This window comes from Vibrio sp. 10N.239.311.G01 (assembly GCF_041465805.1).
GTDB classification, from domain to species: Bacteria; Pseudomonadota; Gammaproteobacteria; order Enterobacterales; family Vibrionaceae; genus Vibrio; species Vibrio crassostreae_C.
In genome coordinates this window covers 95,773-110,467 of the sequence record NZ_JBFSRM010000005.1, presented here as the reverse complement: position 1 = coordinate 110,467, position 14,695 = coordinate 95,773, and the positions used below count along the sequence as shown (strand labels likewise).

Here is a 14,695-nt window from a genome sequence, read left to right as displayed (position 1 = left end):
GACAATTAGAAAGGGCATCTCAATATGATTGGGATGCCCTTTGTTGTTTTTTGGTGAGAGAGAGTTTGTTAACCAGAATTACTTCTCAGGAACCGAAAGCAAGACTAACAGCGCGCCATTGCCGCCAAACTCTAACGGCGCTTGGTGGAAAGCCATCACGTCTGGGTGCTGTGCTAACCACAAAGGCACCTTCTGTCTAAGGATGTGTTTACCGATACCGTGTTGAACGCAAGCACACGCCACGCTCTCTTTCACGCAGTGCGCAATCATCGCGCCAAGCTCACGTTTGGCTTCTTGTTGAGTCATACCATGCATATCGAGATACACGTCAGGCACGTAGACACCACGACGGAGGCGCTTGACCTCATATTTAGAGACATCATCACGCGCATAACGCGTCGGACCGTCTTCGCTAAGATGCGGAATGAACTCATCCGAGAAATAAAACTCGCTATCACTGGCTTGTCTTGCCGTTCGAGTAATTTCTTTTTGCTTGGCATTTCTTTTTGGCTGCTGGACTATGGTATCCTGTTGCAACTTTTTAACGCCCTTTACTGCATCGTTGAACAGGGCGAAATCGTCATCGAAGTCGGTGTCTTTTTTGCTCATCAGGTTATGAATTCTAATTAGAAACGTAATTAGCAGTATTGTAGCGCTTTTCGGAGACAATTTTGGATAAGATTTTTGTAGAAGAAGCGGTATCAGAACTACACACGCTTCAAGATGTGATTCGTTGGACTGTTAGCCGCTTTAACGCAGCGGGCCTATTTTATGGTCACGGCACTGATAACGCGTGGGATGAGGCAGTACAACTTATCTTACCTACTCTTTATCTGCCGATTGATGTTCCTTCGCATGTGATGAACTCTCGTCTAACGAGCAGCGAACGTCTACGTATTGTTGAGCGCGTAATCAAGCGTATTAATGATCGTACACCAACGGCTTACCTAACCAACAAAGCTTGGTTCTGTGGTCTTGAGTTCTTCGTTGATGAGCGCGTTCTTGTGCCTCGTTCTCCAATTGGTGAGCTGATCGAAGCTCAATTCCAACCTTGGTTAACTGAAGAGCCAACTCGCATCATGGATATGTGTACGGGTAGTGGTTGTATCGCTATTGCTTGTGCTCACGCATTCCCAGACGCTGAAGTAGATGCGATTGATATCTCTACTGACGCATTGCAAGTTGCAGAGCAGAACGTTCAAGATCACGGCATGGAGCAGCAAGTGTTCCCAATCCGTTCAGATCTTTTCCGTGATTTGCCAAAAGAGAAATACAACCTGATCGTATCTAACCCACCTTACGTGGACGAAGAAGATATGAACAGCCTGCCAGATGAGTTTACTCACGAGCCAGAACTTGGCCTAGCAGCGGGTACAGACGGTCTGAAATTGGTTCGTCGCATCTTAGCTAATGCACCAGACTACCTAACTGACGACGGTATTCTTATCTGTGAAGTTGGTAACTCAATGGTTCATATGATGGATCAGTACCCAGAGATTCCATTCACTTGGATTGAATTCTCTAACGGTGGTCATGGCGTATTCATGATCACTCGTGAGCAGCTTGTTGCTTGCGCTGATGAGTTCTCTATCTACAAAGACTAGGTTTCAATTATTAGGTTAGTGCCCCTATCTTAGGGCTGTAAGCTTAGAACCTGACATCTAGTAAGACGTTCGATTTGAAACGTTTTTATTTAAACGCCATGCAGCAATGCATGGCGTTTTTTATTGCCTAGATTAAAGATGTTTGCATTTATATCGAAGACGTTAAGCGCAATATTTAGTTGATTAATATGAGGGCTTATTACATATTGGTGTTTAATATTTAGTCGTTTTAGTGAGTTAATGAGGATTCACGATGAGCTTTGATACATGGATTTATTATTTATTAGCGGTGCTAATTTTAACGGCATCACCAGGCCCAAGTTCTTTATTGTGCATGACCAAAGGTGTGCAATCTGGCTTTAAATTATCGATATTTACTGCCTTGGGGAGCTTAACTGCGATTACTGGAATTCTAACGTTATCCTTTACCGGGCTGGGTGTGATTATCGCTTCGTCTGAGGTGGTGTTTAATGTCATTAAATGGACCGGTGCTGCTTACCTAATCTACCTTGGTTGGAAGTCGCTACGTTCTAGTCAGCAAGATTACGACAACCTATCCAATCAACAATCCGATTCTAAATCTGTTAATGAAAGTGCTGCGCAGCATTACTTAAGTGGCTTCATTGTTGGTGCGAGCAATCCCAAAGCTATTCTATTTTTTACCGCACTTTTCCCACAATTTATTGACCCGTCGATCGCTCTGGTTCCACAGTTCACCGTGTTTGCTTTGACCTTCGCCGTGATGGAATTATCTTGGTTAATGGTGTATGCCTACTTGGGCGCGAAGTCGTCAAATTGGTTGTTTGCTAAAGGCCGAGCCAAGGTATTCAATCGTGTCACTGGAGGTGTCTTTATTGGGGCTGGTGCACTGCTTTCGACGACAAGTCGAGCATAGCTTTCGATTTATCAAATTGTTGAATAGTTACAGAAGTTTCTTGGTGTTGTAATAAAAGGTTAATATTAATGTGCTTGCTGATATCGGCATAAAGTCGATATATTGGTGTTACACCATCACGTTCTCGAGGAGAGACATATGCAGCATCAAGAAATGATTCAACACAGTAATTTTGGCGTTATCAGTCGCACTTGGATTTTCTCTACCCTTTCTCTAATGGGTATTCTTGCTCTAATGTAGTCAGTTTTATGGCTCAATATTTTCAGTTTTTATTATGAATACACTTGTTAAAAAGTCTTCAAAGTCAGAACTCTTACTCTCGTAAATGTGGCTCTTCTCATCAGTCTAGCCACTTAGCTTTTCCTCTTCGTAAAACAGCTAATCAATCTTCTCTCATAAGCTCATCGCGTAACCTCATCTGAAGTTGTTATCAAACTGTGATAATCTTAAATCATCTTTTATCTACAGTGTGCCTCTCATGTCTGTCTGGGATTCTATTTCATTTAACAATCGATTTACCGCATTACCTCGACTGTTCTATACCTCAATTCAACCTACACCGCTCAGCAATGTCCAATGGCTCGCATGGAACCATAATCTTGCGAATGAACTTGGCTTTCCGTCATTTGAAAACGCTTCCGAGGAATTGCTTGAGACGTTATCTGGCAATGTTGAACCTGAGCAGTTTTCGCCTGTAGCAATGAAATACGCAGGTCACCAGTTTGGCTCTTATAACCCGGACTTAGGTGATGGAAGAGGGCTGTTATTAGCTCAAGTTGTGGCGAAAAGTGGCGAAACGTTCGACTTACACCTAAAAGGTGCAGGCAAAACACCTTATTCACGTATGGGCGATGGTCGTGCAGTTATTCGCTCAACGGTTCGTGAGTATCTATGTAGCGAAGCGATGGCGGGTCTTAATATCCCAACCACACGTGCGTTGGCGATGATGACCAGCGATACGCCGGTTTATCGTGAGAAGCAAGAGTGGGGCGCATTGTTGGTGCGCGCTGCTGAGTCACATATTCGTTTCGGTCACTTTGAACACCTGTTTTATACCAATCAGTTGGCAGAACATAAATTATTGGCCGACAAAGTCATCGAATGGCACTTCCCAGAATGCCTCGATCAAGATAAACCCTACGCAGCCATGTTTAATGAGATTGTTGATCGCACCGCTGAAATGGTCGCATTGTGGCAAGCGAATGGTTTTGCTCACGGAGTCATGAATACCGATAACATGTCAATTATCGGGCAAACCTTCGATTACGGCCCATTCGCGTTCCTTGATGAATATGACCCAAGATTGATCTGTAATCACTCGGATTACCAAGGTCGTTATGCTTTCAATCAACAGCCTAGAATTGGATTGTGGAACCTATCGGCACTGGCGCACTCACTTTCGCCTCTGGTAGATAAAGCCGAACTTGAGGCGGCACTCGAACAATACGAACCACAAATGAATGGTTATTTCAGTCAGATGATGCGTCGTAAGTTGGGGCTGCTTTCGAAACAAGAAGGTGACAGTCGTTTGTTTGAATCTATGTTTGAGCTGATGTCGCAAAACAAAGTCGACTACCCAAGATTCTTTAGAACGCTGTCGAACTTGGATACCTTGCCGCCACAGGAAGTGATTGATTTGATTATCGACCGCGAGGCAGCAAAGCTATGGATGGATAACTACTTACAACGCTGCGAATTAGAAGAGAGTTCAGTGGCAGAGCGCTGTGAAAAGATGAGACAGGTAAACCCTAAATACATCCTTAGAAACTACCTAGCTCAGCTTGCGATAGACAAAGCAGAGCGTGGTGATAGTAGCGATATTGAAGCATTAATGGTGGTTCTGGCTGACCCTTATGCAGAACACCCTGATTATGAACATCTGGCAGCTCTGCCTCCTGAGTGGGGCAAAGCAATGGAAATCAGCTGTTCCTCTTAACCTTCTATGATTCTTTGAGTCGCTAAGTACAGGTAGAGGTCACTAAGATGTGATCTTTATCTGTTTGTCCGTCTAACTTTACAAACATGTCAATAATCAAATAATCGGCCAGCCTATACACTATGTGAATAAGTTGTAAATTTAATAGGTTTGGGCGATGCCAACAAATACTCGAATTCTCGTGGTGGATGATGATCAAGAAATCCGCGAGCTGCTGGAAGAGTACCTCACAAAATCGGGTTTCGATGTCTCTTCTGTTGGAGACGGTGTTGAATTAGAAACCCACCTGCAAAGCCAAGGTTATCCAGACCTGATTCTGCTCGATGTTATGCTCCCCGGTGACGATGGTTTTACTTTGTGTCAGCGAGTTCGAAAGCAATCCAATGTGCCAATCATCATGCTGACAGCGGTATCGGATGAAACCGATCAAATTATTGGTTTAGAAATTGGTGCCGATGATTACATTGCGAAGCCATTTAGTCCGCGCCAATTAATGGCTCGTATCAAAGCACTACTACGCCGTGTTCAAGTGGTGGATGACAAGCCAAGTGATGCACTGCCAAAGCAGATTATTTTTGGTGATTGGACGCTCGATACACTAGCGCATCGAATCTCCCACAATGAAAATTCAGAAGAAATGGACTTGTCAGGCAGCGACTTTTCTTTGTTAATGCTGTTCTTAACTCGTCCTAATGAAGTTCTCGACCGTGACACCATCTCTTTCGCCACCAGAGGCCGCGAAGCGCTGCCTTTTGAACGTGGTATTGATGTGCAGCTTAGTCGTCTGAGAAGTCGGCTGGGCGACAGTGGTAAATACCCTCACTACATCAAAACTATGCGCGGTAATGGCTACATTCTGGCTGTGCCGGTTCAGTATGAACACTAAGCATGACCTACTGTTAATGAAGTAATGCTAATAAAGTATTTCCAATGAAGTATTCCGGATGAAATATCTCGTATGAACTGGATGAGTTGGTTGAAACCAAATTCGTTAGTCGCAAGAACCTTATTGTTGACGCTGTTAGCCGTGGTGATAGCTCAGGGCATCGCAACGTCTATATGGTATAGCGAATCAAAACACAAAGAGCTGGAAGGGATTCGTTCTGCTTCGTCGAGCATGGCGAACATGTTTGCTTCAACGGTGACTTTTTTCCAATCTCTACCCGTTAAATATCGTCATATCGTGCTGGATCAAATCCGCAATATGGGGGGAACGCGTTTCTTCGTTTCTTTCAATAAAGAGGCTTTGATTGTCGAACCGATCCCCGATACCCGCTTAAAAACCGCCTCGATTGAAGCGATAGAAAGTGTTTTGAGTAGCAAACTCAATAAAGTGGCGTCAGTGCGGGTTGACTTCTCTCGTCCTGAACACCTTCGTTTGCTAAAAAATGACATCTACTTGAGCGATCTCCCGCGATCTTGGGCACATCATACTTTAACGTTAGAACCGCTGAATCCACCCATTCTGGTTGTACAAATCGAATTGACCAGTCACGAATGGGTATACATTGCGGCATTGTTGCCTGCTCCATATGTGAAACTCGACGATACGATTCTTGGCAGAGAGCAGGTGATCTTCTTAGTTTCTTCAACGCTTATTCTGCTGGTTCTAACTTACTTGATGATTCGTCGCCAAGTGCGTCCTCTGAAAAAGTTAGCAAGAGCAGCTAATGAGATGAGTATGGATATTCAGCAGCCCCAACTGAAAGAAGAGGGGGCGACTGAATTGGTCACCGCGACGCGGGCTTTTAATCGAATGCAGCAACGGATTCGTCGCTATGTTGCCGACCGTGAGCACCTTTTCTCTGCTATCTCTCATGACTTAAAGACGCCAATAACGCGGCTTAGGTTACGAGCTGAGTTGTTGGAGAGTGAAGTAAAGAAAGACAAATTCAATAAAGATCTCGATGAGCTTGAAATGATGGTCAAAGGTGCTCTTCAGGCCGTAAGAGATACTGACTTACACGAGAATAACGCCATTATTGACCTCAATGAAATGGTGCTCTCTGTGATTGAATCTCATAACCAATACCAAACAAAGGTAGAGTTCGAGCCGGTCGTCATTGAGCCATTGGTCGCGAAACCACTGGCGATTAAGCGTGTACTGACCAACTTAATCGACAACGCAGTTAAGTATGGTTCATCTGCCGTAGTGGAAGTTAGTGGTGATGAGCTTTGGGTGGTCGTGACTATTCAAGACCGTGGTAATGGCATTCCAGAAGACAAACTAGAGATGGTCTTTGAACCTTACTTTAGGCTTGCAACCGACGACCAAGGACACGGACTTGGCCTCGGGATCTGCCGAAATATCCTGCACGGACACGGCGGAGATCTCATTATTCGCAACTCCTCTCAAGGCGGCTTAGAAGCCAAAGTCTATATCCCAACAGGCTTAGAAGTGTAATGTAACAATTGTGTTACATAGGGCTTACCTTTTGTTTCAATCTTATCAATCAGAATAAGTAGACTCTTTATTGAACCGGACGTCGAGTCCGCTAAAACATGGAAGATAATAATGAAAATCAATAAAACCCTACTTACTCTATCTCTTCTTGCTGCCTCAACATTTTCTCAAGCTGGTGAAGTGGAAGTGCTTCACTGGTGGACTGCCGGTGGCGAAGCGAAATCCGCAGCGGTACTGAAAGAGATGATTGAAGAACAAGGCCATACTTGGAAAGATTTTGCTGTTGCTGGCGGCGGCGGTGAAAGTGCGATGACTGTTTTGAAAACTCGAGCAGTATCGGGCAATCCTCCATCTGCCGCGCAGATTAAAGGTCATGATATTCAGGAGTGGGGTGGTTTAGGTTTTCTAACGTCTCTCGATGCGACTGCTAAACAGGAACAATGGGATGAACTACTACCAGAAGTAGTGACTAAAGTGATGAAGTGGGATGGCGAATATGTGGCAGTTCCTGTCAACGTTCACCGTGTTAACTGGCTTTGGGCTAACCCTGTTGTTTTAGAAAAATCAGGCGTGACGGTTCCAACTACGTTAGATGAGTTCTTTGTTGCTGCAGACAAGATTAAAGCGGCTGGCTTCATTCCACTGGCTCACGGTGGTCAACCTTGGCAAGACGCAACCGTATTCGAAGCGGTGGCTCTCGATGTACTAGGCAGTGAAGATTACAACAAAGCGTTCGTTGATCTTGATATGGACGTATTATCGGGCGACAAGATGGTGGAAGTGTTCACCAAGTTCAAAAAGATGCGTGACTACATCGACAGCAACTCTCCAGGTCGTGATTGGAACGTCGCAACTTCAATGGTTATCAATGGCGAAGCCGCGATGCAAATCATGGGCGATTGGGCGAAAGGTGAGTTTACTGCTGCAGGCAAAGTGCCGGGTAAAGATTACATCTGTGCACCAGCTCCAGGTACTGACGGCCAATTTACCTTCAACATCGATAGCTTTGCGTTCTTTGAGTTAAGTGACAAAGAAAACCAAAAAGCGCAGCAAGATCTAGCGAAAACCATTCTTACTAAAGACTTCCAAGAAGTCTTCAACCTTAACAAAGGTTCTATCCCTGTACGTCTAGATATGGACATGTCTAAGTTTGACCAATGTGCGTTGGACTCAATGGCAACCTTCAAAGCGAGTGCTGAATCTGGCGATCTTGTTCCGAGTATGGCTCACGGCCTAGCGACAACAAGCTACGCTCAAGGCGCGATCTATGACGTAGTGACCAACTTCTTCAATGAGAAAGATGCAGATCCGAAACAAGCGGCAGCTAAGTTAGCAAAAGCAGTGAAAGCGGCTATCTAATCTAACTTGATAAGCGACACACAACGCACGTGAGTGACGGGTTGTGTTGCTTTATCGAACCCCCAGGGTGGGTAGGCTCGTAGGGAGCCTATCTGCTCTTCACTCCCAATTCTAATATGCGTGATGCTGATGTGGTGCCGAAAGGTAAGCCATTGGCTCGATTGTGCAACAAGGATAAGTTATGGAGCATGTTTTGACTGAGTCGACTCCAAAACCCACAAGGAGCCAGCCTGCACCGAAACCGAGTTTTGCTGACAGGTTGCAACATTGGTTACCTAAAATTGTGCTGGCGCCAACTGCGTTAGTGACCGTGGTGTGTATCTACGGTTATATATTTTGGACGGCCGCATTGTCGTTCACCAACTCTCGATTTCTTCCGAGCTTCAACTTCGTTGGTTTAACCCAATATGAAAAGCTGATGGATAACGATCGCTGGATCACCTCGATCATCAACCTCGGTGTGTTTGGTTTTCTATTCATGGCGATTGCTATCTTGCTAGGTGTTGGTTTAGCGGTATTGCTTGACCAAAATATCCGCCAAGAAGGCGCGATTCGCACTATCTATCTCTACCCAATGGCGTTGTCATTCATCGTGACGGGTACGGCGTGGAAATGGATTCTTAACCCGGGTCTTGGCATTGAAAAGTTGATGCAAGACTGGGGATTTACTGACTTCAAATTTGACTGGCTCGTCAATTCTGAAATGTCGGTTTACACCTTAGTGATTGCAGCACTTTGGCAGTCTTCTGGATTCGTGATGGCGATGTTCTTAGCAGGTCTGCGTGGCATCGATTCTTCAATCATCAAAGCGGCTCAAATCGATGGGGCAAGCTTACCCACTATCTATCTCAAAATCATTCTACCTTGCTTGCGCCCTGTGGTTTTCAGTGCGGTGATCATTACTTCTCATATTGCAATTAAGAGCTTTGACCTTGTGACGGCAATGACGGCAGGTGGCCCCGGTTATTCATCGGATCTTCCTGCGCTATTTATGTACGCACACTCCTTTACTCGCGGACAAATTGGCCTTGGTGCTGCCAGTGCCATGATGATGCTTGCTGGTATCTTAGCGATTCTCGTGCCTTATCTTTACTCTGAACTTAGGGAGAAAAAGTCATGATGAATAACATCAATTTTGCTCGAATCTTTATTTATTCAGCACTGCTTTTCTTCTGTTTAGTGTACCTAATGCCATTGTTCGTAATGGCGCTGACGTCATTCAAAACTCTGCCTGATATCAAGGCGGGCAACCTGATGAGCTTGCCAAAAGAGTGGGTGTTCGACGCTTGGTATAAAGCGTGGGACACCGCTTGTACAGGCGTGAAATGTGAAGGCATCAAAGGCTACTTCTGGAACTCGTTCCAAATGGTGATTCCTGCGGTTGCGATTTCAACATTGCTCGGTGCATTCAATGGCTATGTCGTGACGAAATGGCAATTCAGAGGTTCAAACCTGTTCTTTAGTTTGTTGTTATTTGGCTGCTTCATTCCATTCCAAGTGGTGCTACTACCAATGGCAACTATGCTCGGCAAGATGGGGCTAGCGAACACAACCATCGGCTTGGTGATTGTGCACGTTATCTACGGTATGGCATTTACCACGCTGTTTTTCCGTAACTTCTATATCTCGACTCCTGATGAATTGATCAAGGCGGCAAAGCTTGATGGTGCTGGCTTCTTTACGATTTTCTTCAAGATCTTATTACCGATCTCGACACCAATCATCATGGTGACGGTGATCTGGCAGTTCACTGCGATTTGGAATGACTTCTTGTTCGGAGTGGTCTATTCCGGCTCAGATACTCAGCCGATCACCGTGGCATTAAACAACCTAGTCAACACCAGCACTGGCGTTAAAGAATATAACGTCGACATGGCTGCCGCGATCATCGCCGCACTGCCAACTCTGTTGGTGTATGTCTTCGCAGGAAAATATTTTGTTCGTGGCCTAACGGCAGGATCAGTAAAAGGATAATTACCCATGGCAACATTAGATTTAAAACAGATCCGTAAAACCTATCGCAACGCGGACAACGAAACGTTAAAGGGCATCGACATCAGTATCGATTCGGGGGAATTTTTGATACTTGTCGGCCCTTCGGGGTGTGGGAAATCCACCTTGATGAACACCATTGCTGGGCTAGAAAATATTAGCTCGGGTGAGATTGTAATTGATGGCATAGACGTGGCGCAGGTTGAACCTAAAGATCGCGATATCGCGATGGTATTCCAGTCGTACGCCTTGTATCCAAACATGACGGTGCGTGGCAATATCGCTTTCGGTTTGAAGATTCGTAAGATGCCGCAGCAAGAGATTGATGCTGAGGTCAATCGAGTGGCTAAAATGCTGCAAATCGAACAACTGCTTGATCGTAAACCATCGCAGCTTTCTGGTGGCCAGCGTCAACGTGTCGCGATGGGACGCGCTCTAGCTCGTCGTCCTAAGCTGTATCTGTTTGATGAGCCGCTTTCTAACTTGGATGCCAAGCTGCGTGTTGAGATGCGTCATCAGATTAAACGTCTGCACCAGAAGCTGAATACCACGATTGTTTATGTAACCCATGATCAAATCGAAGCGATGACTCTCGCTGATCGCATCGCAGTAATGAAAGACGGTGAACTGCAGCAGTTAGGCACACCACAAGAGATCTACACCAAGCCAAACAATATGTTCGTAGCGGGCTTTATGGGGTCACCATCAATGAACTTCATTAAAACCATGGTGGACTTGGATGAGGAACAGAATCCGATCATCAAAGTAACTGGCACGGCAGAGCAAGAACACCACATTCGATTGCCACAGAGCATGCGTGACCAAGATGGCAAGGAATTGGTGATAGGGCTGCGTCCTGAGCACATTACCGAGCAGCAGGGTGACGATGCTTCTGCCTCTACAAAGCTAGACTTACAACTAGAGGTATTGGAACCAACAGGGCCAGATACTATTGCGATGGTCAAAGTGAACGATCAAGAAGTCGCGTGTCGTTTATCGCCAGAATTTGAAGTGTCGGTTGGGCAAATGGCACCGCTTCATTTTGACTTATCAAAGGCGGTATTCTTCGATGCTCAAACCGAAGCGAGAATCGACTTCTAGTTGCTGAGTTAGTTTAACAATCAAAGTTCATGTCTAAATCAAAGGCAGTATCACCAACTAGTAATAAGTAATGTGATGCTGCCTTTTTCGTTGTCTATACTTGCTTTTTATCCCTTATAAAAACAGAGGGATAAACGATATATATGCTTCTACTGCAATAATATCTTGATTTAGTATCCCTTAGCTCTATAAAGCTGACGTAGAAACGCGTAGGATCACACTACTTTAGACCAAAAACTAGGTTGCACCTTGGTGCATAAACAGAAGAATACATGAAACTAACAGCAAAACCAGCGGCGAATAACGCTTTACTTATTTCTATTACGACACCGGATTTTAAAGGTGACGAAGCAAAAGAGTCTCTTGCCGAACTTGCTCGCTTAGTGACAACCCTAGGGTTTAAAGTCGTCGGTACGCAATCGCAACACCACAGTTCATCTCAAAGACAGAATGTGTTGGGTGCGGGTAAGCTTGCCGAAATTGCACATCTAACTGGTTACCAAGGCTCTATTGAAGAAGCTGAAGATGAAGATTTTATTGATGAGTCGTTTGATTTTAGTTCTGAAATCGATGAGCTAGATTTTGATGATCTTCCAACGGGCAACTTCCAATACGGTGCCGCTGATGTTGTGGTATTCGACTGTGATTTAAGTCCATCTCAAATGCGTACTGTTGAGGCGAGTTTGGGTGTGGAAGTATTTGACCGCACCGGCATCATCATCGAAATCTTTAGCCGTCACGCTCGTACTCGTACTGCTCGTCTGCAAGTTGATATCGCTCGTCTAAACTACTTAGTGCCACGACTTCGTGAAACGGCTGAGGGTGATAAAGAACGTCAAATGGGTCAGGGCGCAGGTGAAACTTCACTAGAGCTTGACCGTCGTAACGTACGTGACCAAATTGCTGCGCTTAAGCGCGAGCTAGTAAGCGTACAAGATGAAATGAAGACTCGACGCACAAGGCGCGCAGAGCTTTTCACTGTTGCTTTAGTTGGCTACACCAATGCCGGTAAGTCTTCGATGATGCGTGCAATGACGGCAACCGAAGTGGTGGGTGAAGATAAACTGTTCGCAACGCTAGACACCACCGTTCGCGCACTTCAGCCAATTACTCAACCGCGTATCTTGGTTTCAGATACCGTTGGTTTCATCAAGAAACTGCCACACGATCTGGTTGCTTCATTCCACTCAACGCTAGCAGAAGCGCATGATGCTTCATTGCTGCTTTATGTCGTTGATGCTTCTGACGTTTCATTCCGCGCACAACTTGATGTGGTACACGACGTATTAGCACAAGTGGGTGTTGAAGGCAGCGAAAAACTATTAGTGCTGAATAAGTGCGATAGATTGACTGAAGAACAGCAATTAGAGCTGATCGAAGAATTCCCAGATGCGATGCTAACGTCGACTCGTGATCCGCTAGATATTACGAAACTGCACAAGTACATCGTTGGTGTTGCTGAAGAAGGCATGATCGAAGAAGAGATCACTATCCCTTATTCTGGCCAAGGCATCATCGGTGAGATTCGCTCAAACATGAGTGTGGTTAAAGAAGAGTACGATTACGAGTGTATTAAGTTGACCGTTCGCTCTAGTGAAATTGACTTAGCTCGACTGAAAAAGCGTATGCAGAAGTCTTAATCTTTTAGCTAGCTTAAGAAAAATGACCAAAAGAAAAGCGACCCGTTAAGGTCGCTTTTTTTATTCGTTGAGCTTAATTAACTCTGTATTGAAATGCCTACGCCATTCTTTGAGTCGGCTTCCAACGTGCTAGCTCTGGATCAAGCTTGATGCCTTGTGAGGTCAGCAAGTTAACGCGAGCCAAGTAGGCTGCTCCATGCATTAGGTGTTTTGCTAGATCAACGGCATTACGCTGTTGGTAATCGTCTAGATAGCTGTCTTTTGCCCATGCGTTGAATGCGCCAAGTGCAGGGCCTGCCCATACTTGGTAATCCATTTCACGACCTTGTTCACCTGTGTTTGACCAGCGGCTAGAAAGCCCTAAGTACCAACGGAAGATCAACGCCATCTTGCGCTTCGGGTTGCCTTCAGCACGTTCGATCTGTTTAGGGTCGCGCTCGTTAAAGTGCGCCACAGTTCCCGCCCAAATGTCGTCCAGTGTTGAACGGAATACTTGCTTCTCAAGCTTCAGGCGTTCTTCTACTGGAATCGCTTCAATAGAATCGTAACGCGTGTATAGCTCGTACAGCTTGTTAGCACGCATCGGGAACAAAGTACCGCGCTTAACCACTTGTAGCTTCACGCCCATTTCGAACATGTCGGCCGCCGGGGCCATAGTCACGTCAGCCATTTCGGTTGTTGAAAGCAGCTTACGAGTGTGTTCGCTCGCGCCAGCCTCAACACACGCTTGGTTGATAGAGCCGGTAACAATGTATGCCGCACCCATGTTAAACGTCGCTAGAGCAGCGTCAGGTGTTCCTACGCCACCACCACAACCGACACGTAGCGGTGTTTTGAATTGATATTGAGCTTGGATTTGCTCTTTCAGCGCAAGAATCGTTGGCAGTAGAGTAACCAGTGGGCGGTTATCGGTGTGACCACCAGAATCCGCTTCTGCGGTAATGTCATCAGCCATAGGAACCAGCTGTGCCAGTTCCATCTGTTCTGCTGTGATTCGGCCTTCATCAACCAAAGCTTGCAGCATTTTTACAGGAGCGGGCTGCATGAACTTACTTGCGACTTCAGTACGGCTTACCTTAGCAATAACTTTGTTGCCAATCTGAATCTCACCTTGTGCATCGCGGCTAAGGCCCGCGGCACGGTAGTGAACGATCTGCGGTGTTAAACCTAAGAAGGCTGAAGCCTCAACGGTTTTCACTTTGTGCTTCAAAAACAGCTCTACACTGCCGCGCTCTAGTGCGGGTTCGCTTGGGCTGTGAATCAGGTTAAACGCATAAGGGCCGTTTGGCAGTGCTGCTTGAATGCGATTGATCGCTTGCTCAACACGAGACGGGATTAAGCCCGCAGCGCCAAATGAACAAAGAATGCCAGCTTGGCCAAGGGCAATTACTAACTCTTCAGATGAAATGCCGTTTGCCATTGCGCCCGCATAGTAAGCGTATTTCACGCCATGACAGCGACGAAAATCTTCGTCGCCTAGGCTTTGTGTACCAAGAGCTGGAGCAAATGCGCTAACAGGTTGGTTGTTCGCTGAACTTGCTGAATAACCCGATGCAATCTCTGCTTGTTGGCTAACGCCTAAACCTTTTTCTGGGTGGTTCACGACGTAACAAGCAAGGCTTAAGTCTTTCAAGATTGTCGACATTGCCGCGTTATCAAAGCGAGTTGTGCTCTCTTCGATCTGCCAAGGCCACGGAGATAGCTTTTCGTTATTGATTGTAGTTTTAGTTGTCATAATTATTTCTTTCCTAGTCCCGTGTCAGG

The 14,695-nt window shown here is 45.6% G+C and carries 12 protein-coding genes; 10 read left to right on the top strand and 2 right to left on the bottom strand.

The window, feature by feature from the left end; translation table 11 throughout:
- Window positions 1-78: 78 nt before the first annotated feature.
- Window positions 79-609: an endonuclease SmrB gene (gene smrB, locus AB6D06_RS05700; RefSeq protein ID WP_372110021.1), complete on the bottom strand. Its 531-nt coding sequence runs from the start codon at window positions 607-609 to the stop codon at window positions 79-81.
- 62 nt (window positions 610-671) lie between these two features.
- On the opposite strand from smrB, the gene prmB reads away from it, so the two are divergent.
- The 10 genes from prmB (at window position 672) to hflX (ending at window position 12,931) form a co-directional block, all read left to right on the top strand.
- Window positions 672-1,604: a 50S ribosomal protein L3 N(5)-glutamine methyltransferase gene (gene prmB / locus AB6D06_RS05695; protein WP_017060640.1), complete on the top strand. Its 933-nt coding sequence runs from the start codon at window positions 672-674 to the stop codon at window positions 1,602-1,604.
- A 253-nt stretch (window positions 1,605-1,857) separates the two neighbouring features.
- Window positions 1,858-2,499 carry a LysE family translocator gene (locus AB6D06_RS05690; protein ID WP_061024970.1) on the top strand — a complete coding sequence of 214 codons (642 nt, stop codon included), beginning with the start codon at window positions 1,858-1,860 and terminating at the stop codon, window positions 2,497-2,499.
- Between the two features lie 478 nt (window positions 2,500-2,977).
- Complete coding sequence (locus tag AB6D06_RS05685) at window positions 2,978-4,435, top strand: protein adenylyltransferase SelO (RefSeq protein WP_372110020.1); 1,458 nt, start codon at window positions 2,978-2,980, stop codon at window positions 4,433-4,435.
- 157 nt (window positions 4,436-4,592) lie between these two features.
- Window positions 4,593-5,321, top strand: coding sequence for a response regulator (locus tag AB6D06_RS05680; RefSeq protein ID WP_017076788.1), 729 nt, complete (start codon window positions 4,593-4,595; stop codon window positions 5,319-5,321).
- A gap of 72 nt (window positions 5,322-5,393) precedes the next feature.
- Window positions 5,394-6,839 (top strand): ATP-binding protein, encoded by a 1,446-nt coding sequence (locus AB6D06_RS05675; RefSeq protein WP_017076787.1) that lies wholly within the window; start codon window positions 5,394-5,396, stop codon window positions 6,837-6,839.
- A gap of 111 nt (window positions 6,840-6,950) precedes the next feature.
- A complete protein-coding gene (locus AB6D06_RS05670) occupies window positions 6,951-8,198 on the top strand; it encodes an ABC transporter substrate-binding protein (protein ID WP_004736057.1) in 1,248 nt (415 codons plus the stop codon).
- A gap of 181 nt (window positions 8,199-8,379) precedes the next feature.
- Window positions 8,380-9,318, top strand: a complete 939-nt coding sequence (locus AB6D06_RS05665; protein ID WP_372110019.1) for a carbohydrate ABC transporter permease — start codon at window positions 8,380-8,382, stop codon at window positions 9,316-9,318.
- Complete coding sequence (locus tag AB6D06_RS05660) at window positions 9,315-10,172, top strand: carbohydrate ABC transporter permease (protein WP_372110018.1); 858 nt, start codon at window positions 9,315-9,317, stop codon at window positions 10,170-10,172. Before AB6D06_RS05665 ends, AB6D06_RS05660 begins: the two co-directional genes overlap by 4 nt.
- A gap of 6 nt (window positions 10,173-10,178) precedes the next feature.
- The gene (locus AB6D06_RS05655) at window positions 10,179-11,291 is read left to right on the top strand and encodes an ABC transporter ATP-binding protein (RefSeq protein ID WP_372110017.1); all 1,113 of its coding nucleotides are present in this window, start codon (window positions 10,179-10,181) and stop codon (window positions 11,289-11,291) included.
- A gap of 272 nt (window positions 11,292-11,563) precedes the next feature.
- A complete protein-coding gene (hflX, locus tag AB6D06_RS05650; RefSeq protein WP_102513119.1) occupies window positions 11,564-12,931 on the top strand; it encodes a GTPase HflX in 1,368 nt (455 codons plus the stop codon).
- Between the two features lie 97 nt (window positions 12,932-13,028).
- Here hflX and pfaD read toward each other — a convergent pair whose 3' ends face one another.
- Window positions 13,029-14,666 carry an eicosapentaenoate synthase subunit PfaD gene (pfaD, locus tag AB6D06_RS05645; RefSeq protein ID WP_372110016.1) on the bottom strand — a complete coding sequence of 546 codons (1,638 nt, stop codon included), beginning with the start codon at window positions 14,664-14,666 and terminating at the stop codon, window positions 13,029-13,031.
- Window positions 14,667-14,695: the final 29 nt, after the last annotated feature.

Excerpts from the sequence above, each read along its gene's own strand:
- AB6D06_RS05665 (WP_372110019.1), top strand. The coding sequence starts at position 8,380 with ATGGAGCATGTTTTGACTGAGTCGACTCCAAAACCCACAAGGAGCCAG.
- AB6D06_RS05675 (WP_017076787.1), top strand. The coding sequence starts at position 5,394 with ATGAACTGGATGAGTTGGTTGAAACCAAATTCGTTAGTCGCAAGAACC.
- hflX (WP_102513119.1), top strand. The coding sequence starts at position 11,564 with ATGAAACTAACAGCAAAACCAGCGGCGAATAACGCTTTACTTATTTCT.
- AB6D06_RS05670 (WP_004736057.1), top strand. The coding sequence starts at position 6,951 with ATGAAAATCAATAAAACCCTACTTACTCTATCTCTTCTTGCTGCCTCA.
- AB6D06_RS05655 (WP_372110017.1), top strand. The coding sequence starts at position 10,179 with ATGGCAACATTAGATTTAAAACAGATCCGTAAAACCTATCGCAACGCG.
- AB6D06_RS05680 (WP_017076788.1), top strand. The coding sequence starts at position 4,593 with ATGCCAACAAATACTCGAATTCTCGTGGTGGATGATGATCAAGAAATC.
- smrB (WP_372110021.1), bottom strand. The coding sequence starts at position 609 with ATGAGCAAAAAAGACACCGACTTCGATGACGATTTCGCCCTGTTCAAC.
- pfaD (WP_372110016.1), bottom strand. The coding sequence starts at position 14,666 with ATGACAACTAAAACTACAATCAATAACGAAAAGCTATCTCCGTGGCCT.
- AB6D06_RS05660 (WP_372110018.1), top strand. The coding sequence starts at position 9,315 with ATGATGAATAACATCAATTTTGCTCGAATCTTTATTTATTCAGCACTG.
- AB6D06_RS05685 (WP_372110020.1), top strand. The coding sequence starts at position 2,978 with ATGTCTGTCTGGGATTCTATTTCATTTAACAATCGATTTACCGCATTA.
- AB6D06_RS05690 (WP_061024970.1), top strand. The coding sequence starts at position 1,858 with ATGAGCTTTGATACATGGATTTATTATTTATTAGCGGTGCTAATTTTA.